The sequence below is a fragment of the Streptomyces lacrimifluminis genome (genome assembly GCF_014646095.1).
Taxonomy (GTDB): domain Bacteria; phylum Actinomycetota; class Actinomycetes; order Streptomycetales; family Streptomycetaceae; genus Streptomyces; species Streptomyces lacrimifluminis.
This window is the reverse complement of record NZ_BMMU01000005.1, coordinates 186,142-212,926: the sequence shown is the minus strand read 5'-3', so window position 1 is coordinate 212,926 and position 26,785 is coordinate 186,142. Positions and strand designations below refer to the sequence as shown.

General features: G+C 64.8%; 31 protein-coding genes. 4 read left to right on the top strand and 27 right to left on the bottom strand.

The features are described from left to right. Positions 1-39: 39 nt before the first annotated feature. Entirely contained in the window at positions 40-408 is a 369-nt protein-coding gene (locus tag IEY89_RS42200; RefSeq protein WP_444545541.1) for a DUF7848 domain-containing protein, read from the bottom strand. 257 nt (positions 409-665) lie between these two features. Here IEY89_RS42200 and IEY89_RS10915 point away from each other — a divergent pair, with 257 nt between their 5' ends. Beyond that, on the top strand, positions 666-1,496 hold the full coding sequence (locus IEY89_RS10915) for a helix-turn-helix domain-containing protein (protein ID WP_189147121.1): 831 nt from the start codon (positions 666-668) through the stop codon (positions 1,494-1,496). Then, positions 1,493-1,702, top strand: coding sequence for a DUF397 domain-containing protein (locus tag IEY89_RS10910; RefSeq protein WP_189147120.1), 210 nt, complete (start codon positions 1,493-1,495; stop codon positions 1,700-1,702). Before IEY89_RS10915 ends, IEY89_RS10910 begins: the two co-directional genes overlap by 4 nt. A gap of 386 nt (positions 1,703-2,088) precedes the next feature. Here the strand turns inward: IEY89_RS10910 and IEY89_RS40520 are convergent, their stop codons facing one another. The 18 genes from IEY89_RS40520 to IEY89_RS10825 all read right to left on the bottom strand — a co-directional run bounded on the left by IEY89_RS40520 (position 2,089) and on the right by IEY89_RS10825 (position 20,686). After that, a complete protein-coding gene (locus tag IEY89_RS40520; RefSeq protein WP_229695146.1) occupies positions 2,089-2,280 on the bottom strand; it encodes a hypothetical protein in 192 nt (63 codons plus the stop codon). Between the two features lie 572 nt (positions 2,281-2,852). Then, positions 2,853-3,656 (bottom strand): hypothetical protein, encoded by an 804-nt coding sequence (locus tag IEY89_RS10905; RefSeq protein WP_189147119.1) that lies wholly within the window; start codon positions 3,654-3,656, stop codon positions 2,853-2,855. Positions 3,657-4,120: 464 nt separating this feature from the next. Beyond that, positions 4,121-5,968, bottom strand: a complete 1,848-nt coding sequence (locus IEY89_RS10900; RefSeq protein ID WP_189147118.1) for a DNA polymerase — start codon at positions 5,966-5,968, stop codon at positions 4,121-4,123. A gap of 67 nt (positions 5,969-6,035) precedes the next feature. After that, the gene (locus tag IEY89_RS10895) at positions 6,036-8,525 is read right to left on the bottom strand and encodes a phage/plasmid primase, P4 family (RefSeq protein ID WP_189147117.1); all 2,490 of its coding nucleotides are present in this window, start codon (positions 8,523-8,525) and stop codon (positions 6,036-6,038) included. Then, positions 8,458-8,979 (bottom strand): hypothetical protein, encoded by a 522-nt coding sequence (locus tag IEY89_RS10890; RefSeq protein WP_164409514.1) that lies wholly within the window; start codon positions 8,977-8,979, stop codon positions 8,458-8,460. Before IEY89_RS10890 ends, IEY89_RS10895 begins: the two co-directional genes overlap by 68 nt. A 520-nt stretch (positions 8,980-9,499) precedes the next feature. Further along, positions 9,500-9,982 (bottom strand): DNA (cytosine-5-)-methyltransferase, encoded by a 483-nt coding sequence (locus IEY89_RS10885; RefSeq protein WP_189147116.1) that lies wholly within the window; start codon positions 9,980-9,982, stop codon positions 9,500-9,502. Between the two features lie 61 nt (positions 9,983-10,043). Next, a complete protein-coding gene (locus IEY89_RS10880; RefSeq protein ID WP_268240728.1) occupies positions 10,044-10,541 on the bottom strand; it encodes a DNA cytosine methyltransferase in 498 nt (165 codons plus the stop codon). A gap of 78 nt (positions 10,542-10,619) precedes the next feature. Beyond that, complete coding sequence (locus tag IEY89_RS10875) at positions 10,620-11,318, bottom strand: recombination directionality factor (protein ID WP_189147115.1); 699 nt, start codon at positions 11,316-11,318, stop codon at positions 10,620-10,622. Between the two features lie 77 nt (positions 11,319-11,395). Continuing rightward, positions 11,396-12,229, bottom strand: a complete 834-nt coding sequence (locus IEY89_RS10870; protein WP_189147114.1) for a hypothetical protein — start codon at positions 12,227-12,229, stop codon at positions 11,396-11,398. A 145-nt stretch (positions 12,230-12,374) separates the two neighbouring features. After that, entirely contained in the window at positions 12,375-12,836 is a 462-nt protein-coding gene (locus IEY89_RS10865; protein ID WP_229695145.1) for a deoxynucleotide monophosphate kinase family protein, read from the bottom strand. 116 nt (positions 12,837-12,952) lie between these two features. Continuing rightward, complete coding sequence (locus IEY89_RS10860; RefSeq protein ID WP_189147113.1) at positions 12,953-13,171, bottom strand: hypothetical protein; 219 nt, start codon at positions 13,169-13,171, stop codon at positions 12,953-12,955. Between the two features lie 91 nt (positions 13,172-13,262). Beyond that, entirely contained in the window at positions 13,263-14,021 is a 759-nt protein-coding gene (locus tag IEY89_RS10855; protein WP_189147112.1) for a peptidoglycan-binding protein, read from the bottom strand. An 88-nt stretch (positions 14,022-14,109) separates the two neighbouring features. Next, positions 14,110-14,367, bottom strand: coding sequence for a hypothetical protein (locus tag IEY89_RS10850; RefSeq protein WP_164409521.1), 258 nt, complete (start codon positions 14,365-14,367; stop codon positions 14,110-14,112). Beyond that, positions 14,360-14,533: a hypothetical protein gene (locus IEY89_RS10845; RefSeq protein WP_189147111.1), complete on the bottom strand. Its 174-nt coding sequence runs from the start codon at positions 14,531-14,533 to the stop codon at positions 14,360-14,362. The genes IEY89_RS10850 and IEY89_RS10845 overlap by 8 nt, the downstream gene beginning before the upstream one ends. A gap of 11 nt (positions 14,534-14,544) precedes the next feature. Continuing rightward, positions 14,545-16,290, bottom strand: a complete 1,746-nt coding sequence (locus IEY89_RS10840; RefSeq protein ID WP_189147110.1) for a hypothetical protein — start codon at positions 16,288-16,290, stop codon at positions 14,545-14,547. A 492-nt stretch (positions 16,291-16,782) separates the two neighbouring features. After that, positions 16,783-17,595, bottom strand: coding sequence for a hypothetical protein (locus IEY89_RS10835; RefSeq protein ID WP_189147109.1), 813 nt, complete (start codon positions 17,593-17,595; stop codon positions 16,783-16,785). 6 nt (positions 17,596-17,601) lie between these two features. Continuing rightward, on the bottom strand, positions 17,602-19,989 hold the full coding sequence (locus IEY89_RS10830; protein ID WP_189147108.1) for a phage tail tape measure protein: 2,388 nt from the start codon (positions 19,987-19,989) through the stop codon (positions 17,602-17,604). Positions 19,990-20,374: 385 nt separating this feature from the next. Then, positions 20,375-20,686, bottom strand: a complete 312-nt coding sequence (locus tag IEY89_RS10825; protein WP_189147107.1) for a hypothetical protein — start codon at positions 20,684-20,686, stop codon at positions 20,375-20,377. Positions 20,687-20,928: 242 nt separating this feature from the next. Between IEY89_RS10825 and IEY89_RS10820 the strand changes: the two genes are divergently transcribed. Next, the gene (locus IEY89_RS10820; RefSeq protein ID WP_189147106.1) at positions 20,929-21,306 is read left to right on the top strand and encodes an STAS domain-containing protein; all 378 of its coding nucleotides are present in this window, start codon (positions 20,929-20,931) and stop codon (positions 21,304-21,306) included. Positions 21,307-21,359: 53 nt separating this feature from the next. On the opposite strand, the gene IEY89_RS10815 is transcribed toward IEY89_RS10820, so the two are convergent. After that, entirely contained in the window at positions 21,360-21,923 is a 564-nt protein-coding gene (locus IEY89_RS10815) for a phage tail tube protein (protein ID WP_444545540.1), read from the bottom strand. 75 nt (positions 21,924-21,998) lie between these two features. Here IEY89_RS10815 and IEY89_RS10810 point away from each other — a divergent pair, with 75 nt between their 5' ends. Then, a complete protein-coding gene (locus tag IEY89_RS10810) occupies positions 21,999-22,553 on the top strand; it encodes a hypothetical protein (protein ID WP_189147104.1) in 555 nt (184 codons plus the stop codon). On the opposite strand, the gene IEY89_RS10805 is transcribed toward IEY89_RS10810, so the two are convergent. The 7 genes from IEY89_RS10805 to IEY89_RS10775 form a co-directional block, all read right to left on the bottom strand. Continuing rightward, complete coding sequence (locus IEY89_RS10805; protein WP_189147103.1) at positions 22,550-22,933, bottom strand: hypothetical protein; 384 nt, start codon at positions 22,931-22,933, stop codon at positions 22,550-22,552. The genes IEY89_RS10810 and IEY89_RS10805 overlap by 4 nt on opposite strands. A 17-nt stretch (positions 22,934-22,950) precedes the next feature. Further along, positions 22,951-23,157, bottom strand: coding sequence for a hypothetical protein (locus IEY89_RS10800; RefSeq protein WP_189147102.1), 207 nt, complete (start codon positions 23,155-23,157; stop codon positions 22,951-22,953). Positions 23,158-23,198: 41 nt separating this feature from the next. Further along, a complete protein-coding gene (locus tag IEY89_RS10795) occupies positions 23,199-23,543 on the bottom strand; it encodes a hypothetical protein (RefSeq protein ID WP_189147101.1) in 345 nt (114 codons plus the stop codon). Continuing rightward, entirely contained in the window at positions 23,540-24,073 is a 534-nt protein-coding gene (locus tag IEY89_RS10790; RefSeq protein ID WP_189147100.1) for a hypothetical protein, read from the bottom strand. Before IEY89_RS10790 ends, IEY89_RS10795 begins: the two co-directional genes overlap by 4 nt. Before the next feature lie 191 nt (positions 24,074-24,264). Next, entirely contained in the window at positions 24,265-25,221 is a 957-nt protein-coding gene (locus IEY89_RS10785) for a major capsid protein (RefSeq protein ID WP_189147099.1), read from the bottom strand. Between the two features lie 75 nt (positions 25,222-25,296). Next, a complete protein-coding gene (locus IEY89_RS10780; RefSeq protein WP_189147098.1) occupies positions 25,297-25,893 on the bottom strand; it encodes a hypothetical protein in 597 nt (198 codons plus the stop codon). A gap of 9 nt (positions 25,894-25,902) precedes the next feature. After that, positions 25,903-26,760: a VG15 protein gene (locus IEY89_RS10775; RefSeq protein WP_229695144.1), complete on the bottom strand. Its 858-nt coding sequence runs from the start codon at positions 26,758-26,760 to the stop codon at positions 25,903-25,905. Positions 26,761-26,785 lie beyond the last annotated feature (25 nt).

Below are 26,785 nucleotides of genomic sequence, written 5' to 3'. Positions count from 1 at the left end.
GCACTTCGCACCAATAGCCCGCCATCCCCGAGCGATCGTTCACGTCGAACCCTCCCGCCACATCACCCACGGGCGTTCGATCACTTCGGCATAACTGGTGTGCTCGGGGTGCTCACGCCTGTGGGCAAACGCCCATGTCTGCGGTTCGGTCGGGTCCTTACTTAAGGAGGACTTTGCGGCGCACCCGGTGTCGTCGTCCGTAAGCGCGAGACACCGGAACCCGTACATGAGCGGCGGGGCGTCGTCGTCCTGGTCGGGCCGAAGCGTCCAATTGACGAAACGGAACGTGCGGCGAGTCGTGGTGGTCACAGCACCTCGCCCCGGCTTCGTGCGTTCGCTCGGGCGGTTTCGGCGCGCAAGCGTTGCTCGGGGCTCGCCGGCTGCACGTCCTCGGGTGCCACCGTCCATTCGGTACCACCAGTGACAGGGCGCAAGCACCACTCACCGCACCACTCGCCGCGGAACTCTCCGACCCGGTCCCGTGCGTCCGCAACAAGCGCGCCAACGGCCGGAACGAGTAGAGGGGTCTGCGATCCCAGGGTTACGTTCTCTCCGGACACGACCGCTCCTCTCCGTAGTGCCTCCACTACCAAGGGCCGCTAGCGTGGCTTACGGTCGCAGCGTCTTCAACTTGCGGCATCTGCTCGGAGAGTTAGGAACTCTGCATGGTGAACCGGAAGGTGCTGGACCCTGAAATGTCGCCGGGGGCAGCGTTTGGCCAGCGTCTGAGGCAACTTCGGGACGAGCGCGGGTGGACGCAAGATGAGCTAGGCGCACGCATGGGGTGCACCGGAACGCATATTTCCGCTGTCGAAACTGGTCGCCGCCCTCCAACTAATCGTTTCGCGGCAGGTGCTGACAGGGCGTTTGGAACCGGTGACAAGTTCCAACGCATGGTGAGTGCACTACAGAACACCGCACTACTGGAGGGGTTCCCGGAGTACGTGAGGCAGGAGGTACGAGCCGCGGAGATCAGACTCTTTGAACTCGGGATCGTTCCGGGCTTGCTCCAGACTCCGGAGTACGCGGCAGCTATCGCCACGGGTGCCGTGCGGCGGGGCGCGATCACGGAGCAACAGGCAGACGAGCGGCTAACTCTTCTAGCCGAGCGGCAAGCGTCGCTAGTACGAACTCCACCACCGTTCGTCTACGCGGTGTTGGACGAAAGCTGTATCCGGCGACCCGTCGGCGGGCCGGAGGTCATGGCTGTCCAGTTGGCCAAACTGGTTGCGTTCGCCGAGCTGCCTAACACCGTTCTCCAAGTCGCACCGTATGAACTCGGCGAGCGGCGGCCCTTTGACCTACCCGTCAGGTTGGTCACTCTTGCCGACCGTTCGATGATCGCGTACGCAGAGTCCGCGATGCAGGGCTACCTAGACCGGAATACCGGGCTCGTCTTGCCCATGCTGACCGCCTACCATCAGCTACAGGCCGAAGCGATGCCCCAGGCGGCTTCCGTGGCCATGATCGAACAGCTTCGAAAGGGCACACCGTGACGACCGAAGACCCGCAGTGGTTCACGTCCTCCTATAGCAGCAACGGTGGCGACTGCATCGAGGTCGCCGCAAACCTCGCCGTCTCGCGTGGCGTGGTCCCCGTCCGTGACTCCAAGAACCAGGCTGGCCCAGTGCTCAACTTCCCCGTTGGTTCATTCACGTCGTTCGTGGCGAGCCTCAAGGTTGGAGAGTTCGGGACCTTCTGACAAGTTGCCCTACCCGCTCATCACGGCAGCCCCATCGCGCTCGGCATGGTGGGGCTTCGCTGTGCCCACACTCGACGACGGAAGCCCCGCCACACCCCCGGATCGGAAGGTATGGCGGGGCAACTGTCGCGGCTAGGCAGCTCGGGCGGACGCTACGCGCGTAGGGGCACCAAACGTCAGCCCCGCGGGTGGTTCCTGGTCGGGCATGCGGTCTGCGAGGTAGACCCCCCACCCCGCTTCATCGCGCGATACGGGGATGCGCTGCACGAACACGCCGAACCGCTCGGTGACTTGGGCCCGGACCAGTACGGCAGCCATGCGGGCGGCAAGCGCGTCAGCGGCTGTGCGTTCCTTGCGGCTGTCCACGAACCTGCGGGCACTCGTACTCATGCGGCGAGCAGCACCGTGGGGCGGTGCTGTCCGTAGGCACACGCGGTCACGGGCTCGTCCCACTGGACCCACACCCCAGCGTCGTTGCGTACCCATTCGACGGAGCCGGCGAGTGCCCCCGTGCGGCGGTCTCGGACCAACAGCCGAAACCCGGTGTACTGCGCTATTGCGCGTAGCAGATGCGCCACGACGCCCCCTTGTGTTTCCACGATCAACCGCAGGTCGCCACACGACCGCACGGTGTCTTCCCCCAACACGTCGGGTAGCTCAGGACAAGCCATCCACCCGCCGTTGTTCCCCTCAATCATGGGAACGATCACAGTCGTTCGTACGTAGAACTCCTTGCTGTGCGTAACCATGTAGTCACATTAGTACAGACGTTCGAGTATAGGAAGGGCAAACTACCGGTCGGTTCACATGCGCCACTTGGTCAACTCTGCCCCTACTGCGACGCGTTGACCACTGATTTGGTTGTGGTTGCCCCGCGATGCGAACCATTACTTGCGTCGCTCAACCACTTTGGGGGGTGCAACGGAGCCCTCTCCGAAGCGCCGAGTCGTAACCGTCCGTGGGCATGTACACGTTCACAGGATCGGCCGGTTCTGGGGTTTTCTGCGAGAGCCTGAGAGCAGTAGTGCAGCCTCGCCGGCTCGGCGGGTCACGGTCGCGACGGTCCGCCCTGAGCTGTCCCGAACGTGGATGTCCACCAGCTCACCGCAGCGGGTCACGGTCACGGTGCCTCCGTCGCCGGTTGTCATGGTCACCATGTGCGTGCACCAGCTCGGTACAGCTCGGCAAACCGGGTCTTGCCCTTGAATCGGGTTTTCTTGACCTGGTCAACGGTCACACCCATGTCGTCGGCAAGTAGCGCATCCGGACCGTCCCCGAAGTGGGGGACGGGAGTTATGCCGTGGTCCGCCTTGAGTACGTGGCGCTGCCGTTCGGACAGCAGACCCAACGAGCGGTGCACCTGGTCCCGGATCACCTCCCGGCGGTGCGCTGCCACATCGGACGCGCTCACCAACTCGGCGGGGGATTCCATCTCGCCCGCCACCACGTCCCCGAGAGTCACGCCCGGACCCAACAGGGGGCCGCTGAACGGCCGGTCCAACGAATCGAGACCGAGCCAGGAAAGCCGTGCCGCTCGCGCAAGCTCGGGGCTCATCTTGTCGCTTCCCATGGCGTCCGTGGTCGCTATTCGCTCGGCTTCGTACGGGTCACCACCGGCTTTTGTAATGGCGTCCTCGAAAGCCTTGGCAACGCGAGTGGCAACACCGGGGCGGATGGCTTCACGTCGGGCGTCTTCCATGGACCGAGTTACGGCACGGTCAATGTGCGCCATGAACTGTGCAGGTTCGGTTCCGGTAAAGGTGCCGATTGCCTGCCACACCGTGATACGCCCGGTTTGGGTCAGATCATCAATCAAATCGCTGTCGCCGTTGATTCCGGCTACCTTCCGCCCTCGGGCAGAAACAAGCGCTTCGGTCTCGCGTATTACTGCGGTCACCGCGTCAAGGTCGTTTTCCTTCGCGGCGGAAATCTGGTCATGGGTGAGCTGCGTCAAGGGGCACCGTTCCGGGTGGAAGATTTGGTTGCCCCTCCGTAGGGACGGAGGGTCTCCCGGAACGGAGCGCGAGGGGTCGCCAAAGGGCCCTACGGCTCGAATGCAATGCGCCTTGCAAAAGGGCATGAAAATGCCCCGTCCCGGATTAGCAGGACGGGGCTTGCGCATTGCCAAATCACTGCATGGCAACGAACTTATGGATATGCCAGCGGCACAACAATGCACATAAGGCGGGAGGATCTACTCGTATCGGCACTTACTTGGGATATTGGCGCACCAGCCGCAACGTTTCGTAACGCTCGGCCAATCCGTTACTCAAATCGGTTGCACTGAGTGCGCCATTGTGAAGGGATCGCGGATACCGTGACCATCCCGTGATTCATGCGCGTGCAACTAAATGGAAACGGGCGCGTCGCTCGTCGGTTTTTCTCGATTACTCTGCGTGGGAAAATCACGGGGTGTTACTAGTGGTCGGCCCCGTACAGCGAGCCCCACGACCGACCGCCTATCTCGGCTTCCGCATCGATGGGGACTCCGAAGATCGGGAACGTCATAGCTTGCTCGAACTCGCGGGCAAACTCTTTGGCTTCGCGTTCGGGCACCGATGCCAACACTTCGTCGTGAATAGGCAAGCGGCAGTATTCGAGCAGCCCGGCCGATTCCATGTTCAGCATGGATTGCCCGAGGACGTCCCGCGCGGTGCTCTGGCACAGATAGTTCGTCACGGCGTATGTGCGGTCCCGGTCCAGCGGCAGCCGGCGACCGGTGACAGACACCAGCACCATTCCCGTCTGGAAGGCTTCGCGCTGCCACCGGGAAGCCGCTCGGCGGATCTCCGGATACACCCGGTCGTAAGCCCGGAATGCGCTTCGCACGTCCTCGATCGGTGCACCCGTCTGCCGGGCAGTCGTCTCGGCTCCGCCACCGTAGATTTTCGACAGACCGACGCCCTTGCAGAGCTTTCGGTGAGCCTTGGTGAAGCTCTCGCCGAAAACGAGCCGCGCGGTGAAGTCGTGCAAGTCCTCGCCCTTGGCGATTGCCTCTTTCATGCGTCGGACGTTGGCGAGGGCGGCGAGAACCCGCATTTCAACAGCCTTGAAGTCCGTTGAAACGATCACGTGACCGGGGTCGGCGAGCAGACACCGACGGATCATGAAATCGGAACTCGGAAGGGTCTGGAGTGCGGGGCGGGTGATCGACATACGGCCCGTCCTCGCCTGTAGCGAGTTGATGAACGGGTGAACCCGGCCCGAGCCGTCCACGGTCTCCAGAAACGTCCGCGTGTACGCCTTACGCCACTTCCCGGCCCGCTTGCTGCGGAGCACGGCGAGGGCGAGCGGGTTGGGTGTGCGGGTGTCGAGCGGCTGCCACTGCAACGACATGTCCGCGAGGGCGAGCAAGACGTTCTTGTCAACCTTGACGGCTCCGCTCGCGGTGTGCTCGGTGAGCACTTCCCCCATGCCCGCGAACGCTTCGGCGAGTTGGGCCGTGCTGTTGACGTTCTCGACTCCGTACCGCCGAGCTGCCTCCGCGTACGTGCTCGCGTCCTCGCCGAGTCGGCGGTCAAGGTCCGCGGTGTACTCCGTATCGAGCACCAGGCCCGTGCGCATCATCACGGCGCAGAGCCGAGCTATCTCGTGCTCGTACGTGACGAGCTGGTCCCGCACTTCCAGCCGGGCAAGCTCTCGCCGTAGGACCGGTTCGAGACGAGCCGTCAGGATCACGTCCAGCCCCGCGTACAGGAGGTACGTCGGCTCTGTGAGCGGGATGCCCGCCCACCCTGTCTCTTTGGTGAGACCGAGGGAGCGGAACACTGCTGTGAGCCCGCTCTGTGTGTCCGGGGCCGCGGGGTCAACCCAGTGAGCGGAAAGCGGCTTCAACCCCGTTCCTATGCCGCCCTCTTGGGGCTGCCGTGGGTCGACCAGGCTTGCCAAGATGCGGGTGTCGACCGTCCACGGTGCGAGATCTTCCAGCGGAATTCCCGCGTGCCGATCCAAAACCAACCAGTCGAACGCAGCGTTATGGATGAGCACTTGGCGGCAACGCTGGATTGCTTCCCGCGCATAGGATGCGAAGTAGCTCCCGCGCTCGTACAGCAGAACCCACGCATCATGTGCGTCCCCGAACTGGACGGTCCGGAGTCGGTAGCCGGGCGAGTAGATATCCAGCCCGGTTGTCTCGGTGTCCAGCGCGATCGGTCCCCGTTCTCGCGCCTGGTACAGCCATTCCCAAAACTTTTTCAGGTCCGCGGTGTCCTCGGGAACGTGGACCGTGACCCGCTCGCCGGCTATGTCATGGCGAAACTCGCGCATTCCTCCCCCTAAAGCAAAACGGGCCGCCCACCGGAATAGGTGGACGACCCGTGTGAATGGTCAGTGATCAGCTTCCGAAGATTCCCGGACCGGCGACGTCAGGGCTTTCGTCGGCAGCGCGGAGCCCGACCAGAGAGATTCCCCGCATGGTCTTTCTGCGGGACACCCCACGCTCTTCCATGGCGTCGTAAAAGGTGCGCCGAGTCCAGCGCTCGCGAGCCGGAAGGTTCTCGGCTTCGCACCACTCCAAATAGGTGTTGAACGCTTCGGTCCCGTTCATCACCTGGTCGTCGTCGGTGCGCTCCAAGACCCCCGGAAAGAAGCCGGCGAGTTGGTCCGACGTCTCGCGGTACTCGCGGCTTGCACCCGTGATGACCTGCGGGTCTTGAAGCCCGCCCGCGTACCACTGGACGGAGCCGCGTACGGCCCACGCTGCGATGCCCTCGGCTTCCGCCAACAGGCGCACGTCTAGCGAGTGGTCCCGCTCATGGGGTGCGAAGTACCGCAGGAAAGGCAGCAACTTGACGCGTCGCCAAAGCCCCTCGTCCTGTGACTTGAACTTGGGCTTGTGGTTCGTGGCGAGCAACAGGAGAAAGCTCGGCTTGAACTCGAAGAACTCACGGCGGAGATAGCGGGCACTGATCATGTCCTTACCGGTGACCCGCTTCAGGATCGCTTCGGACATGGGTGCCCCGCTCTCACCCTCGGACGCCATGACGAGCCGGGCACCGCGGAGCGACGCAATGTCGTTCGGGATACCGCCGCTTGCCTTGGCTTCGAAGGTGGCAAAGGGCGTGGTCTTGCTGATAGCCCGGAACACGGCCGTGAGCGTGTCCACTAGCACGCTTTTACCGTTCGCCCCCTTCCCCCACATGACCGCAAAAGCCTGTTCCGTGACGTGCCCCGTGATCCCGTAGCCGATGAGCCGCTGAATGTAGGCGGGCATGTCCGGCATCCCGGGGAAGATTTCAACGAGGAAGGATTCCCACCGCGGGCACTCGGCTTCGGGCTGGTAGTCGATATCTAGTCCGTACGTGAGCATGTCCCGCATGTCGTGCGGACGGGCATGCCCCGTGCGGAGATCAACCACGCCGTTGCGGAAGGCGAGCAGATCGGGCCGATTGTCGAAATCGACGGCTTCCACGCGGACCGTGGGCACCGACCGGAGTTCCGTCATGAGCGCGTCGATTCGGCTCGTCATGGTGAACCCGCGGGCGGCTTGGGTCTGCCCGGCGAGGACGAGCGCGGCCCCCATACGGTGGATCTCCTGCCGTACGCGGGTGTCTGAGCGCACCCACACCGAGCCGTCCCACGAGTAGAAGCCGAGCCCCGGGGCGTAGCGGATGCGGCCCCCGCACCAGGCGACGAGCGCATGCGCGTTCATCGCGTCGGACTCGCCGAGCTGTCCCACCAGGCGGGCAAGGATCTCCGCGGCTTCGGCCCCCTGGTCGCGCGTCACGGTGTCGGCCCCGGTGCGCTCGGCAAGCTCGGCGGACCGTGCTTCGGCTTCCGCATCGGCGGTGTCGCGAACGGGCTTCGCTGCCTTGACTGCACGGTGCAGCTCGGGCGCGAACCGCTCGGGGTCCCGCTCGCGCCATGCGGTCAAGTCGTCGCCCTCGCGGGGCAGTTCGAGCCGTAGCGCGTTCACGCCGTGTCCGGCCAGACCCGCAGCGAGCCGAGCAGAGAAGCCGTTGCCCGCCGTATCGGCGTCCCCGGCGAGGATGACGAGCGAGCCCCGCAGACCCTCGGCAAGCTCGGCAACCAGCTCGGGCGAGCCGGCGAGTGCAGCCCCCCGAATCGCCACGGCGTCATAGCCGCACGCAACAGCAGTGAGCGCGTCCCCCGGTCCCTCGCAGACCAGGACCGTCCCGTATCCACCAGCACCGCGGAACACCCCGAACGGGGACCAGCGGTGACCGCGTGGATTGATCAGAGACAGCCACCGTGCCGGGCACTGCCCGGAAAGGTCCCTCCCCTGTAGCCCTCGCGCTATCCCGTCGAACCCGTACAGGGGCACGGTCACGCGAGGGTGCGTCCGGTACTGGCGAGAGAGGTAGGGGAAGCCGTCGCCCTGGTCGCCGGGGTCCACGCCGATCCGAAGTTCTGCGGCGGTCTCCAGGTCGAGGCCGAACCGGTCGGCGAGGTAGGCCCGAGCCTTCCCGGCCCACTCGGCGGAGTAGTCCCCGAGAGCTGCCGACGTTCGGTCGGTGTACGCGGCGAGCCCGGCGACCAGTCGCGCGGGGACCAGCTCGGGACGCTCGGCGGACACCGTGGCACCGGGGCCCGTCACGTCGAACAGATCGGACCAGGACAGCCGTACCGCTGTGATGACGTCCTCGGTGCGGCAGCCGGCCCGGCACGTGATCCGAACCTTGTTGTCCTCGCCGCGCCATATGCGCAAGCTCGGGCGCGAGTCCTGGTGTCCGGGGCAGAGCGCGGAGTATCCGCCGTCCTGGTGCTCGTCGGCGGAGCCGAAGCGCGAGAGTAGATCAGCGAACAGCACGACCAGCCACCCCCGCCCGTATGTCGGCGAGTAGCCGCGCGAACCGCTCAACATCGGTCGTCAGATACCAGCGGCCCGAGTCCAGACCCCGCAGCGAAGCGGTGAACCCGTACCGGTCGCACATGTCCCGCGAGGACAGCCCGAGCGCTGTACGTGTCCGGGTCCACGTACGTACGTCAAAATGCACACGTCCCGAGCGAACACCGAGCCCGCGCACCTTGTGCACGACCACGCCATACGGGAAGCCCGCATGCACGGCTTCCACTCGGGCTTGCCGAAGCCACGTCGGTACGGCGGGACTCCGCACGTCCTTACATTCGAGAATGAACGGGGCAGCGTGCACGTCCCCGATATCGCGTGCGCCCTCCTGCGCGGGTCTGCGGACGTTCATGCCGTCGAACGGGTCGCGGAACACCCCGTTGCCGTCGACCAGGTCAAGGAAAGCGTTAAGGAAGTTCCGCACGGCGGATTCCCACATGGTCCCGCGCGCCTTGTTCGGGTTAGCCACGGTCGGCCCCCTGGTGGACGCGTGCACCACGTGCCACGGCGTGAGCGGCTGCCGCGAGATAGCGCAGCCAGTCCGCCCGAGTCATCCATCCGGCCCGGAGTCGCAGCGTGTCGCCCCGCCCGAGCTGCCGCACGTCCCCAAGTGCCGGGGCACGATCGGCAGTTATCTCAAGTTCCATTGGTCCCCCCACACAGCAAAGGGCCGGACAACCCATATCGGTCGCCCGGCCCTCGCCTGGTCTGTTGCTTAAACGCGCTCGTCCGTCACGCTCGGCATGATGAGCCGGACGTGTTCGGCGGAAATCCACTCCTTACGGAGAGATCGACGCTTTGTGAAACCCGACTCCACCCCGGTCGGCTGGACTCGCAGCATGGCGCGCAAGCGTCCGTCCACAAGCCGCGTAGTCACCTTGTCAACCACGGCATCCGTAAGCCGCACGCGGTTTCCCTGCCGTGCCGCGTAGGCCACCAGGTCACCCCGGTAAACCTCCTCGCCCGCGTAATCGGTAACGACCCCCCGCTTACCCATCCGTCTTTCCCTCCTTGTGATTCAGCAAATGCAGATACGCCGTGAACGCCTGTTGCGACACGACACCGTTACCGGCTGCCTTTAGCTGCCTGGCACGGTTGAGTCCTGGAATGTGAGTGATCCAGCCCCGCGGCAACCCCATGAGCCATTCCGCAAAAACGGACGAGAGCCGACGACCGCCACGGGGGCCGAACTCCACCGGAATCGGAGCCGGCGAGCCCATGAGGGTTTCCCAGCGGTGTACTGCGGGCCCAAACTCGGCCCACCATTCCGGCGGGGAATGGAAAGCCCCGGGGGTTTCCTCGGCAACTTCCGGGTCAACGGGGAGAAGGAACGAAACCTCGTCATCGAGTGTCGGCCCATGCCCGCCCTCGCGGCGCTTGTCCGGATGCTGCGGGGCACCATTGGTTCCCAAATTGGCCGTGGGAGTCTTGAAAAGCCGTGTTGCACGGTCCTTGTCGAAAAGCCTCGCCACCGCGGTAACGAGATCCTGCCCGCCGCTTCCCTGTCTCTCGTCTCGCGCGAAATCCGGACCCTTAGACGCGTCGGATGCCAACGGAGTCGGTAGAAGGGGTAGCGATGCAGAACCATCGATCTCTATGGTGGGCGGCTCCAGTTGCGGACGCGCGGAAGCAACACCATCGCGCGTCGTACCCGCTCGCGGCCAATCCCGCGAGTACGTGCGCCAAGCCCCGGTTTCGGATGGCGGATACGTTCTCCAAGAAAAGGAACCGTGGTCGAAGAACGCGAACGGCCCCGAGGACGCTTTCCCAAATACCCGACCTCTCGCCATGAATCCCCGCCCGCTTCCCCGCATTGCTGATGTCCTGGCAGGGAAACCCCGCCGTGATGATGTCCACCTTTCCCGCGAGGGTGGACCAGTCGAATTCGGTAATGTCCCCGATGTTCGGTGCGTGCGGGTAGCGGGTCGCGAGGATCAGGGACGCGTACGGGTCGATTTCCGCAACGTATTTGATCCTGTCGCCGGTCAGAGCCTCGACAGCCCGCCCGATCCCGCCGTAACCGGCGCACAGTTCTAGAATTGCTATGTGATTTCTCCCCCATTGACGGGGCCCCGAGAACGTCTCGGAGCCCCCTAGCCGGCCGCCCGGTCAGAGCGTCTTGGGCTCGGCAATGGCGTCGTTCCAGGACTTCAGAACCTTGATTACCGGCTTGAAGTACGAGACGTCCCGCCCCTTCTTGGTGGTGTACTCCACCAGCTCAATGGACAGTTCGGCGAGGGCTTCGCCGTCCACCTTGTCCAGCGAGTTCGCGATTTCGTGCAGGACCTCGGCGAGCTTCCAAGAGCCCGTCTGGAATCGGAAAAGGCCAAGGTCGTAATCCTCGGCGAGCCGGAACAGAACCGAAATGCTCGGCCCCGGACCCCGCTTTGCCTTGTGAGCTGCCTTCCGGTCCTCCATGAGCGGCGGGCAACCGCACGGCTTACCCATGTCGGTCTCCGGAGAAAGGAACTCCACCCCGTCACAGTGGTGGATAAGGACGTTGCCGTTCCAGAGCTTCATATCGGACGAGACCGCCGAAGCCCCGGACAGAACCACCTTTACGCGGTTCGTACCCGTCAGAATCTCGATGTAGTTTTCCGACGTGCTGTCCGTCTCTTCCGGCTGCCCGCCCATGAGCTGAGCGATAGCCGCGGCAACGTCCGGGTCACCGGTCGTCACCTTCCAGTCGGCGAGAGCTTCCGGAATACCGTTGACCGACCGGCCCGAGTGGAATCGGCCCACGGTGTCATCCGAAAACGTGCCCTTCGGCAGCGCGTCCGGGTCGGTCTCGAAGATGCGAATAGCCATACTGTGAATTCCCCCTGATTTTGGGCATAAAAAAAGGACGAGCCGTTTGTGTGCTCGTCCTGGTGCTGGTGCGGGATTTAGCCGCGTCGCTGCGTCCCGGTGATGAGTCGTCGGACGCTCTGCGCAATCGGGCTGCCGAACACGGTCTTGGAGATCTCGCGGTCCCACTGGAACACGTGGCGCAGCGTGAGGAACACGTTAAAGATTTCCTCGTCAATGCGAACGGGCTTGAACACCCAACCGTCCGGTGTGATGTGGAGAACTGCCGCGCCGTCCACCTTGGGCATGGGCTCGGACTTTCCGTCCGCAGAAATGACCCGGTCGGCATGGGCGTACGCGGAGAGCTGTAGTGCCACGTCCGGATACGCGCTCTTGCTCGTCTTCCAGTCCACCAACAGCGTGTGCCACTCGCCGTTTTCGTGGTCGGGCTTTCCGTCCTCGCCGAGCCGTAGCCGAATGATTGCGTCAAAGCTGCCCGCGTAGCCGTGCTCGTCCGACCAGCACACGTCTTCGGCTCTGATCAGCTCGGGGCGTACAGCTAGCAGGAACTCGGCGAAACCGAGCCGGTACGGCTCCATGTCCGGATGGACTCGGCCGATCTCCTCCAGCCGGATCATGCGCTCGAACAGATCGTGCGCATCCGAGCCGACCTTTGCCCGCAGATTGGTGTATCGGGTGTGACTGTTCCGCAGGAAGTCAACAGCCCCGGCGGGGTCACGCTCGGCGATAGCCCGTACGGCGTCCAGGTTCTCGACTGCCGTTTCTGCGGTCATGCGAGCCGCCCAGAAGGTCAGGAACGGCTTGGGAAGCATTCCGACCACGGACGTTACGCCCGGCACTTTTTCGGCGGTCTCGGGGCTTATGTAGAAGCGCGAGCCCCCGCGCTTGATAGTCCGGATGGCTCCGGGCATGGCTGTCCCCTCGTAATCGTTCTGGTGGGTGATCGGCGAGGGATGACGGATGACGGATAGGACCCTTTTTGGTATGCGTCTAAAAAAATAGAGAGAAAACCAAAGAGGGGGTCGGAGCGTCATCCCGTCATCCCTCGCGCTGGTGTCAGCGGGGAACTGCGAGTTGGTCCGCGAGTGCGTGCAGCTCGGCGAGGGTGCCCCCGTTGGTGAGCACGGCGTCCGCCGGATAGTCGGCTAGCTCGGTCTCGCTGGTGTGCTGCCGCTCGTCCTCGCCGGCTGGTCCGTGCTCGCCCGGACGGTCCACGCGGACCAGAAGGAACCCGCGAGCGGTGAGCGCTTCGGCTTCGTTCTCGTACCGGCAGTCCGTCACGACCACGGGCAGGTTCCAGCGCTCGGCGACGTCCACTTTCGCGAGGGCGAGCCGAAGCCAAAAATCCTCGTCCTGGTCCCGGACGGACTGCCCGAGCCGCTGCAACGTGCGTCGCACTTCGGGCCGTTGCTTGGCTCGGTCCCACCCGTGGCGGCGCACGTCGTCAGACAGCCGGATCGGCAGTGGCCCGTAACCCGTGGGCTCGTAACCAATGAACGGGTCTGCGGACAGAGCCATGGCCCGGAGCGGGTCCGCGAACGCGACGCGAGCGAACACGAACCGCGAGACGAGCCGAGCCCCCACGGTGTCCTTACCGGAGCCCGCCCGGCCCATGAGTGCTACATGGCGGAAGCTCACTCGGCGGTCGCCTGGTCGTCGTCCTGGTGCTCGCCGGCCGTGGTGGTCTTGGCGTCCTCGGTGCGCTGGACAGCCTCACCGGCACCGAGCACCGCAGCGGCGAGACCGAGAATCAGCGCGGACGGGAGATCCGGCGCGTAGTGGACGACGAGCGCGAGAGCGGCGACGAACACGGCGTAGATACGGGCCGGATGGGTCTTGATGAACTGCGGCATGGGTTCCCCCTGTTGTTGCTGTGCGTGAACGTTTTGGATTTGCGTTCCCGAGCTGGTCCCCGCCGGACGGGGCACCGCTCACGGGGAGTTGTCAGCCGCGCGGAACCCGCAGTGCGTCCCACGTGGTCTTGCCGGGCCAGCCATCGGCAGCCGATCCGGTGAACCCGCGCTTGCGCTGCCAAGCCGCGTAGGACTTCCGGTCGGCTTCGGTCCACTGCGGACCGGGGCCGGTCGAGTACTTGCCGCAGCCCTCGGCAACGAGCCGCTTGCCCATGGCTGTGATCAGCGCCGAGCGGGGAGCGTTCTTGAAGAACGCGGCACCGGGGAACGGGGCGAACGTCGGGGCCGCAGGGGCGGCAATGCGCTTGGCGCGCGTCACGATCTCGGGAAGCTGAGCGATGATCCGCGAGCCGGGGCAGCTCGGGTGACTGCCCCATGCGGAGCCGCCCATGGCGTGATAGCCGAGCCCCTTGCCGTTCGGGCCGGACGCCACCTGAAGCGGCACGCCGTACGTCTTGTGGACCCATGCGAACACTTCCGCAATCCGGTCCATCTGCGCGGACGTCAGCTCGTCCCCGCCCTGCCCCTCGTCCTCGATGGACAGCCACGACGTGTTGCCGCCCGCCTGAGCCCATGCGCGGTCCGCGGTGTCCACCCACTGATAGAGCGCACCCGCCTTACCGGTGCCGAAGTGGCTGGACGCGCGCGCCTTGGGATTGCGGAACCACGAGTCGGTTCCGGCGAGCGTGCCCGCCATGATGTGCACCACCAGGCCACGGACCGAACTCTGTCCGCCCTCGGTGTAGTTGATGGGAATCGGTCGCCACGTGGCACCCGAAAACTTGGCCATGCTGTCCCCTCCAGGGCATGAAAAAGCCCCGCCCGGATATCGCCCGGACGGGGCTGGTGTGCTTGGTCTTGTTGGGCCGGTCGGCTGCCTACTGCGCGAGTTTGGCCACGGCGAGCCCGGCGGCAACCACGGTCGCAACGGCGGTCACCACGGCGACGGGAAGAACGAACTTCCCCCGCTCGGATTCCAGGTCCCGAATCCGCGTCTCGTGATCCTCTAGCGTCTCGGTCACGTTCTCCCCTGCCTGCCCGAGAGAGCGCACGTCCTCGCGGAGCCCCACCACTTCGTCGTAGATCTCGCGCGCGCCGATCCGGACCCCTAGCGGCTCGTCCTGGTCGTCACTCATTGGGCGCCACCTGGTCCACCTCCACGGCCGTGATCTCCGTGGAGCCTGCCCCGACTTCCGATTCCGGCGAGCCGACCGCCACTTGCGGCGGGTCCCGGTAGAGCAGATAGCCGGGCAGCAACGCGGCAATCTGCCGGGCCAGTGCCTCTATCTCTTCCTGTGTCATCCATCCCCCCTTTACACAGTCACCGCCGGATCAACGGGCGGGTCCGGGGTCAGTCCGGCATCCACGGGAACCCCGTTGTACGCGGTAGCCCGGAGCGTCAGCGTCTGCCGCACGGCGGTCCCCTCGCCGGCTGTCCGTATCCCGATCACCCACGCAAGCGTGTTCAGCGCGGCCCCGGTCGTGTCGACCACGCGCACCACGTCCCCGAGCTGTAGCCGGGGGTCCGGCAGGATCTCGACGTTGCCGAGCAACGGATACGGATACGCCCCCGCCGTACGCAGCGCGGTCGCGAGGGACGTAGCGGATGCGGAGTCCTGCACCCAGCCGCCGGGGTCGTGCTCGAATGCCTGCACCCCGTACGCCTGTTGGCTGGTCGTGTTCCAGGCAGCCGACCAGTTGTCTGCGGGGGCTGCCCCACTGTCGATGCTCGGTGTCAGCAACACGACCGAAGCCGCGCCGCTGGTCGCCCCACGCAGCCACACCGCGGAAGCACTGCGGTTGCGCATCGAGAGCACGAGCGTGCCGTTCTCCCGACGTGTCCCGACTTCCACCGCTCCGTAGACCATGGCCGCGGTGTCGGTGTTGGCGTTGACGAACCGGATGCAGTCGGGCAGCGCGTCGGTGTAGGTGAACGGGGGCGGAGTGTCCAACTCGTCGTCCCCGATGCTCCACGCGATGCTGAACGAGCCCCCGGCGGGAATCTGAAAGACGTTCGCGGCTGCCTTGGTCCATGACTTGTTGGCCTTGACCTTGGACCAGTTCGCCCACTTCACCGAGCAGTGGTTACGGCACGCGTCGATCTCTTCCGTGATCGTCAGCGATGCCAACTCGCGTTCCGACGTCACCGTAAGGTTCTCCGCGCTCGGGGCGGTCGACCAGCGGCTACGGCTACGCCACCGAAAGATGCCGTCCCCGTCGAACTCCGCCGTGGACAGCGTGGCCCGAGCTATCGACGTGATCGCTTCCCACGCACTCCCACTGATCACGGGAACCACGCGCAACGGGGTGTCCGGCGCATCGAGCGTCGCTGCTTTCTTCCACCTCCCGTTCTGCATGATCTCGTCGCGCGTCGCCGGCTTCGCGGCCAACTGCGAGACCTGTAGGGCTTCCACCCGCATCCCGCCGATACGCAGGATCACGTTTCCCATGGCACCCGCGGGCACGGCGCTGCCGATGGTTCCCGGCAACAGGATGAGGCCGCTGCCGTTCGGGTACTGCACCGTCCCTTCAACGGTGGGAACGCCCGTGGACGAGAACGTGAGCCACATTCCGAAGTGCCAGCGCCCGGACTGCTGCGTCAGCGCGGCAACCGTCCAGGTCGTTGACGAGTTGCTTGCCGGGGTGGCGTTGGTGCCGTTGAAGAACGTCACCGTTCCAGCGGCGAAGTCGGCTCGGAGCGTGGTGTAAACGGGGGTCAGGTTGGCGGGCACCCACGACAGAGAAAGGTCGATGCTGCGGTCCCCGGACGTGACCCCCGTGTTGTCTATCCACACCTCGTACCAGAAGCCGTCCGTGTGGTTGCGGTTGACCGCCCGCACCAGCGGCGCATACTCCGCCTTGGTCGTCCCCGCGGACGAGCCCTGTACGGCGCACTCCCACGGCGCGTTCGTCTTGGTCCACTGCGACCAGTCGCCCGAAAGGCTCTTGAGATAGCCGACGTTGGCCGCTGCACCCCCGTGGAGACTCGCGTACAGCAGCGCACCCGTACGCGGGGGCGGACACGTGTGAATTCCCGCGTTGCGTAGCAGGTGGTCCACACACCATCCGGGACTGGCAACCCAGTTGGTTGACGCCCCGAACGGCGTGTCTGAGTCGATGCCGCCCGAGGGGCGCGGAAGCTGTGCGGGCATCCGTAGCCGCTCGGCTCCGTCCAGCGCAGACACCTGTACGGCGTCCGTCCGGACTGTGCCGAGCGGGCCCGGAGACTGCCACGGAAGCCCGGAATCGTGCTGCCCCCGAGTCCCCAACGATGGACGATCGACTGTCCCGGGCGCACCGCATCCCCCGACGAGCGCGGAGCCCACGGCCCGTACAGCGCGGGTGCACTGGTGGTGTCGGTCCCGGCGAGCGTCAGCGACAGTGACGCGCTGGACGAGCCGCTGAATGCGCGCATCGCGTCGGGCAGATCGGTGCCGTAACTCTGTTCCAAAGACCACGACTGGACTTGCGCGGACATGTCCTTGCCGCCCAATCGCGTCTGCTGTGCTAGCTGCCGCTCGCCCGTCTTCAACGCGGTGATCAGTGCACTGTCAGCCGGCCGCACCGGTCACCTCCACCAGCGTCAGCCCGATGTCCCGATAAGCGCCGTTCCCCGACGTTGCCGCATGGGTGTAGTCGGTAATGCTGTAGGCGGGGCAGCCCTCGCCCGGTCGGCCCGCCACGGCCGTACTGTCGACGGCTACACACGCACCCGCGAGCGAGTACGTCCCCACGGCTCCGGGCACCACCACGGGCGTGAACGAGCCCACCCCCGCGGGAGCAACCGCGTTCAGCACCCGTCCGACTGCCGACGACGTGGCGACGTGGGTTCCGCTCGTCGTCTTCCAATCGATCTTGACTGTGGACGTGGCAGGAAAGGCGGGCGGAGCCGCGAGACTCACCCGCATGCCGGGGGCAGCCGGATAGTTGCCGAACACGGTCCCCGCCCATCCGACTGCCCCGTCTGCCGTGGTGGGCTTGAACGTGAACACCAGCGCCCCGGGGTCGAATGCGACCGAGCCCGTTCCCGCCGCGGACGCCAGGAACCACGCCGTGATCAGCGCGTCCGTAGTGGCGTCCGCCTGAGCGGGCTTGAACAGATTCGCGGCGAGCGGGTCCAGCACGGCTATCGGACCGTTCCCGCCGATCCGCCGGGCGAGCCGGTCAAGGTGTGCCACGTCGTCCCCTTCCATGGCCAACCAGGACAGCACCAGCCGCCGGGGCTTGACGGGCGCAACCCACGTGGTCACACCCCCGCCCAGCGCCCGGAACTCCGACACCCCGAGATCGGGCGAACGCTCGAACCTGGACGCACCGTCCCGGATCTCACGCAGACTCCCGGGACGACCGATCCACATACTCAACTGCCTTCACCTCCTATCGAGTTGACGTTTTCCGAGCGCCGCAACGCGGGCTAGTTCCTGCTCCCCGACACGCAACACGATGTCCCGCATATTCAGCTTCTTGACCTCCGTCAGGAAGTCCCAGAAATCTTCATGCTGCGTGGGGTCGTACTTCGGTGCGGGGGCTGTCCACTTCGGCACACGGAAGTGGCTCGGGGCTTGCACCATCATGCGAACCCGAGCGTCCAACTTCCGCTGCCCCTGGTCGATTCCGTCGATGACACCCGCGGGAATCCACTTGCCGATCTGGTCCCGCATGAGCGTGGACGGAGAGTTGATCCCAAGTGCGTCGGCGATCGGTCCGGGGATGGAAGATTTGGCCCAAGAGATCAACTTGTCCCGGAGCCATCCGCCCATATTGCGGACGCCTTCCCACAGACCGCGCACCAGGTCCGCGCCCTGGTCGACCAGAAGCCGCCCGAAGCTGCCGAGCGCTTTTCCGATCCGTCCCGGCAGACCGCGCATATAGTCCGTGAACTCCGCGATCTTCTTACGGGACTGCCGTCCGAACTCGGCAATAAAACGAACGCTGTCGACGAACGCCGTGCCGAGCTTTCCCACGAACCCGATGACGTTGCCGATCCAGTCGATACCGGTACCCAGCGCCGAGAACAGCGCAGAGAACACCGGGCCGGCGAGTCGCAGTACGACCGGAATCACGGCACCGAGGATTTTGGCCGCGAGCTGTGCGACCCACGTAATGATCGTGGACACCACGGAAATGACGGGCTGTGCTTTCTGTACGAGATCAGAGAGTTTCTGGCCGATCATCTGCACGGCGGGCACAACCCGTGTGGTCACGAATTTGGCCAGTGCCGCAAGGATCGGCTGTAGGTTCTCCAGGATCGCCGTATAGATCCGCATAGCGGCGGGGTAAAGGTACTGCGTGAAGATCAGGGCGAGGTTCGTAAAGACCGGTGCGAGCGCCCCGTAAATGGCCCCGTAAAGCGCCATGACTGCCGGGATGATCTGCCCGGAAACCACGGACCAAACGCCCTGTAGAGCGGGAAGAACGCTGGTTTGGAATTGCGTTACCAGCGCGGACACGCTCGGTGCGAGAGTATCGCGAATGGAGATACCGAGTCCCATGACCGTCTGTCCGAGCCCGGCTATGGACGCACCCCCGGCACCCGAAGCGAACGAGCCGAGGAAACCCCCGACCATATCCTTTGCGGTACTGAGAGCGGGTCCTAGTACATCTCTGGCGGTCGATGCAAAGGATATGAGCGGCGGCAATACTTCGTTGCCGATGAAATTCGACAGAGCAACTTGGGCAGTCCGCTTGAACTGTTCGATCTTGGCTGACGCGTTGTTGTGTAGCGCGTCGCCCATACGGTCGGCAGCCCCGGCGGTTTCACCCATTGCCTTGACAGCAGTGGACGGGTCCAGAGCATAAAGCGCCTGCCCCAGATCCTCACTCGTCGTTCCGAATAGCCCAACGCTTACCGCGCTTCGTTCGGCAGGGTCCTTAATGGCCTTAATGCCGTCTAGGACTTGCTGCAATCCCTGTTTGGCACCAGGACCACCCGCAGCAATCTTGCGGGTCATCTCCTCGGCATTCAGCCCAATAGCCGTATAGGCTTCCGCGCTCGCCTTACTGCCGTCCGTCGCCCTGATCTGAAACTCTTTCAGCGCGTCGGCGACGATATCCGTATCTCGTGCACCAGCCAGCAGACCCTGAGACATGAGCCCCATTGCGTCGGCAGCGCTCAGCCCGAGATCACGGAATTTCGTGCTGTACTCGTTGAACGTGTCCGCCATATCATCGGCACGCGGACCCATCCTTTGCATCCCCGCCGTGAGGATATCCAGGGCTTCCGTGCCGTCCTTCGCCAGACCGTTTTTAAGGATCTGCCCGACGGCATTACTTGTCTGCCCTAGGTCCAGTTCGAAAGTGTCGGCAAGGTTGGACACCTTGCCGGTTATCTCTTCGATTTGGGCGTTCGTCGCCTCCGGCGGAAGGATGCCCGCACGCATGATTCCGGAGACCGCCGCCGCGGCATCCTCCACGGAATCCGTGATGCCATGGGCGTACAGCTGTCCCGCGGCTTCGCCGTATCGTTTCGCTTCGGCTGGTGTGCTGCCTAGGGATGCCTGGATCTTGCCGTTAATGGCTGTCTGGTCCAGCGCATCCATGAACCCTTTTGCGAGGACTGCCGCAGCGGCAATACCTACAGCAGCAAGACCGCCCTTTAGGACTCCACCCATTTTCCCGGTGAAGCCCTCGCCGGCTGTCTGCCCGCCCTCTTGTCCTGCCGCTTCGGACGGGCCGGTTACCTGTCTTTGCAGTTCCCCGGCGAATCCCTGCACTTCCGGAACGAGCGACACATAGCCCATTCCGACTTCCACGGCCATTAGTCGCCCCCCGTTCCCGGCTGGAACTGCACGAGATATGCGGCAACTTCCTGGGGGCTTCGCGTGGTCCGGCCGATGCGATCCGAACGCATACCGGGCCGCGGAATCGGCAGGGGGCGCCGGCTCGGGGACTTGGCCCCGGCATTCCCTCGCTGCCAATTGGCTTCGGCGAGCCGGTCATGCAGTGCGGCGAGTAGCTGTGTTTCCAGGGTCCAGCCGGAATCTTCTCCGGCCATTTCCCGACCTAGCGCGGACTCGGCGGGAAGGTTCACCACCAGGGCGCGCACCCGCCGCCATGTGAGCCCGCAACCGGGCCGGAACAGGTCCCGAATATCGGTGCAGTAGTAGCGTTGGAAGTCGGCTTCTATGGCCTCCCCGTGCTCTGTCAGGAGTCGGCAGAGGCCGGCGATTCCCCCACCGGAGCACCCTCATGGTTCTGCCACTGCCGGAACAGCTCACCGAGCGCGGCGAGGGGCAGGGGCAGTTCATCGAAGCGGGCCCACTGGTCACCGAGACCCGCGGTAAGCAAGGACTCAATGTCCTCGGGGCTCGGCGCACTGACGTTGACGCTCTTAAGAATGCTCTTGTCCAGCTCACCCGCCGGGGTCAGCGCGAAGGTACGGCCGGAAACCTCGAACCGGAAAGGCTCACGCCGAGCCTCATTGATCCATACGTCAAGGTTGAAAGTATCGCTCACTGCGTTTCCCTTCTAGATTGACCTCAGTCACGTCGCTTCGGCTCGGCCGAATTGGTCCCACCAGTTCCGGCCAGCCCCGCGCGTTCACAAAGGGGGAAAGACGTGGGTGCGGGAAATGATTCTCCGAAAGTTTTGGATCGGCCCTTCCCTTCCCCTATCGGGCCGTCTCGGCTGGTAAGGGGAGAATGAGAGTCCTCTGAGGGGTCTCGTCGACTGCGCGCAGGTGGGGCATAATTGCTGCCATGACTGACGCGGGAAGCAAGCGCGGACGGGCATCTTCCCAGGTGGGAGCACCCGTGGGGCAGCCTGGGGCGGTGATGCAGTACGACGTGAACGGCATCGGGGTGGTCGTCGCCTACGGGGAGTACGACGCCCACACTTTGGGCCAGTTGTCCGAGGCGCTGCATAACGCTGCCGCGAAGCAGCCGTGTGTTGTGTTGGACGTGTCAGCGGTTACTTTCGGAGACTCCTCGTTCTTGAATCTGCTACTGACTATTCGTCAACAGGCGAGCTTTCGACTGGTCTCACCACCTCCGCAGCTACGGCGGGTATTGGAAATCACAGGAGCAGATACCGTTCTAGATATCCGAGCATCTGTAGAGGATGCGACCTCGGATTGAATCTCGGGCGGCCAAAAGGTCCCCTGAGATTTTTCTAGACGTTTGCGGGTTGCTTACGCTTCGGGTTCCGCACCCCATGACGGGTCATCGCTGTACTTGATGGCAACCACGCCGTCCGCACCCGGATATGCGGTAATGGTCAGCTCGTACGCAATGGCTTCGTCTCCCTTGTACGTGATATCGCCGGTCTCGGTAACCTCGCCGTCCGGGACGACAATGCGGACGTGCGAATTGCCGTCGATGACGTCGAATCCGAACTGTCGCCGGTCCGGTCCCGGTGCCTTGACCGCAAGCACGGACTTGCCGGACGTGGTGACCACCTTTGAGCCCTTGTGATACAGCTCAAGAACGGTCTTGCTCGTCTCGATGGCGGTAAACTGAAACGTCATCTCGGACGAGCTGATGACCTTTCGGACGGTCTGCCCACCCTGCCATCCCTTGATTTCCGTGGTGTCGGCAGAGTTGGACTCGGTAATGCCGTCATCCGAGATCCAGCCGATATCGGTTGCGGTGCTCGGCCATGCGGTTGTTGCATCGGTCGGCTTGGTGGAAGTGAGCGGAGCCACGTACGCGGCACCGGTAATCGCAACGCGCACGGCGTTAGCGTTTAGAGGCATGGGTGTCCCCTCGGAGTAAGTAATATGCAATGGGTGATCCACGATGCTTGACGCGTGGCGATAGAATCCCCAGCTATGGACGCAGGATTGGCCGCAGTGTGCGGCGCACTGGCAGGCGCGGCAGCAACTACCGGCGCCGCTTTTGCTACTGGGTGGGCGCAGCGGGAAGCCGCAAGAATCACTGCACGTGTCGAACACCGAAAAGATAGGAGGCAGCCCCGTTATGAGGCATACCGCCAATTCATTGACGCCGTTACCACTCTCATTGACCTTCCCAAGACTGCGACCAGTCCAGTTAATGAACAGGTTGCCGAAATAAAGGCACGAATCAAAGAGGCGTGGTTGACTGTCTCCGTACTCGGTCCCGAGAGTGCACAGAAGGCTGCATCAAAAGTTCGGCGAAAAGCCACGGAATACGAAATTACCGTTCTCGGCGTCCAGGGGGAGGGTCGCATCCATTCAGACAACTTCTGGATGCATCGCACGATGCCCGAGGACACAATCATGCAGCGTAATGTGATGCTTGCAGCTATTACCTTTGAAGGTCACGAACTGGACGAAATATTGCAAGAGTTCATCACCACTGCGCAGACGGTTTTGGATGATGACGGAAGTAGGCGAATAGGCTAGGCAACTCGTCCGCGCATGTGGACTTCCGCGGCGAACGCATAGCGAGGCTGTGACGACTCGGGGTCGGGTAGCCACTGCGGGCCCCCGACTTCTGTCACGGTGTAGACCGTCACCGCGTCGCGGACACCGGGAATCGCCCCGAGTAGCCCGCGCACCAGGGCGCAAAGGTCGTGCGCGCCGGCTTCGGTGGCTGCCCACGCGTGGAAGTCCAGCCGGGCCCGGTCCGACACAACCGTCTGTTGCAGTCCGCCGAGCCGTTCCACACGGACGAACCGCGAGGGGCGGGGCGAGGGAATGCGGGACACCACGGGGACGGGCTCGCCGGCTGCCGCGAGGGCAGAGCGGAGATAGCCCGTCACCACGGCCACAGCGTCCGGCATGACGATGACGGGGCGACTCAATCGGCACCGTCCAGCCCGCGGAGCAGTGCCCGGCGCGTGCCTTCCGCATCCCGCTGTTTCTCGTAGTTGCCGATCACGGCAGCACGCCAACGGCGGGTGCCTAGTGCCGAGTCGGTGCGGAAGTCGCCCCCGTCCGAGCCCGCAGACTCCGCGATGCGCTCGGCGATACGGCGCACTTCGGCCCCCGTTTCGGGCGTGCGCATAAGGCTGTTGATCCCGGACCGGTTCGGGCGAAAGCGTTGGCTCACCCGGACACCTCCTTTAGGCGGACTTCGGTGTGGTGGTGTCGGCCCGAGAGCGTCCAGCGGGCAACGTCGCCGTCCACGTCCAGCAACCGCCCGAGTGCAACCACCCGGTCCCCTGGTGCTAGGTCGACGTCGACTCCGCGGCGGGTGATCAGTCGCCACCCGGAGACCACAACGGGGCGGTCTCCCTCGTCCTCGGTGGACGCGTCGGGCTGGACGGCAACCCGCCGGACGGTCGTCCTGGTGGCGTTCGCCCAATCGCGTACGGACGTGGTGTTGCCGTACCGGTCCACCAGGAACGGCGCGCGTAGGAGCACGACGGTTTGGGCGTAGTGGACGCTCACCGGAGCCCCACCACCGCTACGCGCTTGCGGTACCGGGCGAGTAGGTCCCGGTCCGCGGAGGCGAGGGATGCCCCGATGGTCTCGGCGGAGTAGGTGACGCTCGCGGAGCCGACCGACTCTTGACGGAGATCGGCGGGGTTCGTGAGCACTCGGCCGGCGAGGGTGAGCACGACCGCGAGCACATCACCGGGCACGGCTGCATACCCGTGCGTGTAGGAGACGGTCACGGGCTGGTCGTCGGGCACGCGCACCCGGTCCCGGACGAGCTGCCACCGGTCCGGGGCGAGCGGCTTACCGGCCACCGTCACCCCCTGTACGGAGACCACGGGACGTTGCGGAAGCACGGCCCACCCCTCGCGCGGGTACAGCAGCGCCGAGCTGGTGCCCCTGGTGAATGACTGCCGGGCTTCGCGGCGCACGATGGCTGACGCCACGTCCAGCACCAGCGGAACCGACTCGGGCAGCTCGTCCGGCTCGCGTTGCATCCACGCGGCCAACTGGTCCGACGTGGCGAGGGCGGGCAGTTCCATACCGGCCCCCTCTTACTTGACTGTCTGAGCGGCGCACGCCAGACACCGCGTGACGGTTCGTGCCACCCCGTCCGAGTCGAGAACCGGGAAGCTCTCGATCCGGGTCGGGGCGGTGCACGAATCCGTGTGCGGGATCTTCGGGGCGGACGCTGCGGCACGCTTGCGCGGCGGCAATTCCGAACCCCTTCCGGCTACTTGGCGAGAACGCCGTTAAGGCGTGCGGCACCCTTGCCGCCGAACACGGCGAGCCCGCAATAGAACTCGATGCGGGTGCGGTACGCGGGCTTGGTCTCAAGCTGTCCGAGGTCATCGACCATGACCCCGCCGTTGGTGAGACCGGTCACGGCCTGGTCGTCCTCGGTCTGGCCGAAGCGCACGGCGTAGATGCTGGACGCGTCCGTTGCCGAGCCCTGCGTCTCGGTCTGCGGCAGGATGTCCGCGCCCGCCGCGTTCTGGCCGGGGTCGAGCAGCGCAATGCCGTTGTACGTGGCGACCAGCTTTCCGGTCAGCGCTTCCTTGACCATCTCGAAGCCGCCGATGCGACGCGCCGCGGAACGTACCTTGGCGATCACCAGCCGGTTGGCGTAGATGGCACCGTTGGAGCTGTTCAGACCAGGCACAGCGGCAACGAGACCGTCCATCAGGTCGAAGAACTTGTGCGAGTCATCGGCCCCCGCACCGATGATCGGAGCGCCGTTCGTGCCCGCGGAGACAACCTGAGCACCGGTCAGCCGCTTGCGCAGACCGTCAAAGGACTTGGCGTCCGTCGCCACGTCACCGTTGAAAAACGTGTCCTGGAACTTGTACGCGGCTGCCTTGACCTTCATGCGGGTCTGTACGGCTCGCTGGTCGTTCAGGTTGCCGCGGGTCTGGACGATGAAACGGTCAACGTCGGCGTCCCCGCCGAGAATGACCAGGCTTTCCGACTTCTGGTTTACCGTGCCGGTGCTCTCGGTGTACGCCTCATTGACGCTTCGGAAAGCCACGCCCGGCAACGTGGCCTCTTCGTTGTAGCTGTAGCTGTTGCCCTCGATCGGCATCAGCGGGATACGGTCCAGAATGCTGGACTCCTGCACGAACGTCTCGATGACACCGCGCTGAAGATCTGTGGTGCTGAGCTTGGCGGACTCGGCGAGCGAAAGCGCCATGGATTACCCCTCCATTTGGGCATGAAAAAAGGGGCACACGTTGCGTGTGACCCTTGGAATAGGTGTGGTGCGGGGTTAGCCGGCCGCGCCGTACGCGTCCCGGAGCCGGTCAAACGGGGTGGCGGGCTCGTCCTTCACTTCGGTGCTCTCGCGCTGCCCCGAGCCCACGTCACCCCACGGGGCCGGGCTCGTCGAAGCGGTGTCCGCAGCGAGCGCAAGATACGGCTTGTCCTTGACGAGCTGGTCCAGCGCGGCAGTTACCGCGGTGGTGTCCACGTCCCCGCCCTCGCCGACCAGTCCGGCCACGTCCACCAGGGCGAGAGCGTCCGCCGGATCACGGAGCCGACCAGCGGCAGCCGCTCGGATCTCCGCGCGGACGAGCTGCCCCGTGAACTCGGTCCGGATCTCCTCGCGGAGTGCGTCAAGGTCGCCCGGCTTCTGTGCAGCGTTCGACCGGCGGAGCCGAGTTGCTTCGGCTTCGGCGGTCTCGGCGCGCTTCTCCGCGGCAGCTCGGGCAGTGCGCTCGGCGGACAGCTCGTCCCCGCCCTGGTCGCTCGGCTTCGGCTCGCCCTGGTCGCCGGGCTTGTTGCCCTGGTCGCCCTGGTTCGGCTCGCCCTGGTCACCCTCGCCGGGCTTCGGCTCCGGACCGTTCGGGTTCGGGTTCTCTGGCATGTGGGCCCCCTATGTGATGTATCCGTGTTTCTTCAACATGGCTATTTGGTGCTCGCGGTTGTCACCAGCGAGTTTGAAGATGGTTTCCGGCATCAGCCGGGCTTCCTTGGCGCGCTCGTATCGCTTGCCGGGCTGTTTCTCGAAACCCGAGTTCAGCGCTTTACCGCCGATCCCGCGTTTCGTGGTGCCTTCCGTGGTGACCTTTAGCGGTCCCCGTCCGGCGACAGCCGTTGCCATTCCTCGGCGGGCATTGACGATCTGCCCCAAGTCCGCCCCGGATTCAAGGGCTTTGACCCCTGCGGGTCCGAGCCGCTTCCGCTGTTCCTCGGGGCTCATCTGCCGCACCAGGGCTTCCGGGGTGCTCGTCTGTTTCCACTCGGCATCCGTCATGGGCTCCATACCGCAGTCACAGCGGGGGTGCCTCTTGAAGCCTGTTGAGTAGCTGTACTGGCGACCGGACAGCAGAATGCAGCGGACACACGCGGGCAGCTTGACCACCCGCACATACGAGATACAGCGGGGCTCGGCAGCCATGGAAACGAACGTTGCCGCCCTCGCGGTGTCCGCTATCTGCGTGCCCACCATGGTTGCGATCTGATTCAGCCCGGCAAGGGAAGCGACTTCCGCGGACTGTCCCGCCGCGAGGGCTTGCGCGGTGCGAATCGCCGGTAGGTACAGCAGAGTTGCGAGCGGACGAGCGTCCGACGCAATGCCGACCAGAGCCCCCGGATTGAGCAAGGCGACCGGGCCGGCTGCCGCACCTTGGGCGAGCATGGACGCCGTGACAAAGGCTTGCGCCCCTTGTGCTGCGGAGAGCTGCCCCGCCATCACAGCGGCGAGGATCTGCCGTCCGGTCTCGCCCTGCATGGCGGACAAGATGCGGTCCGGAGTC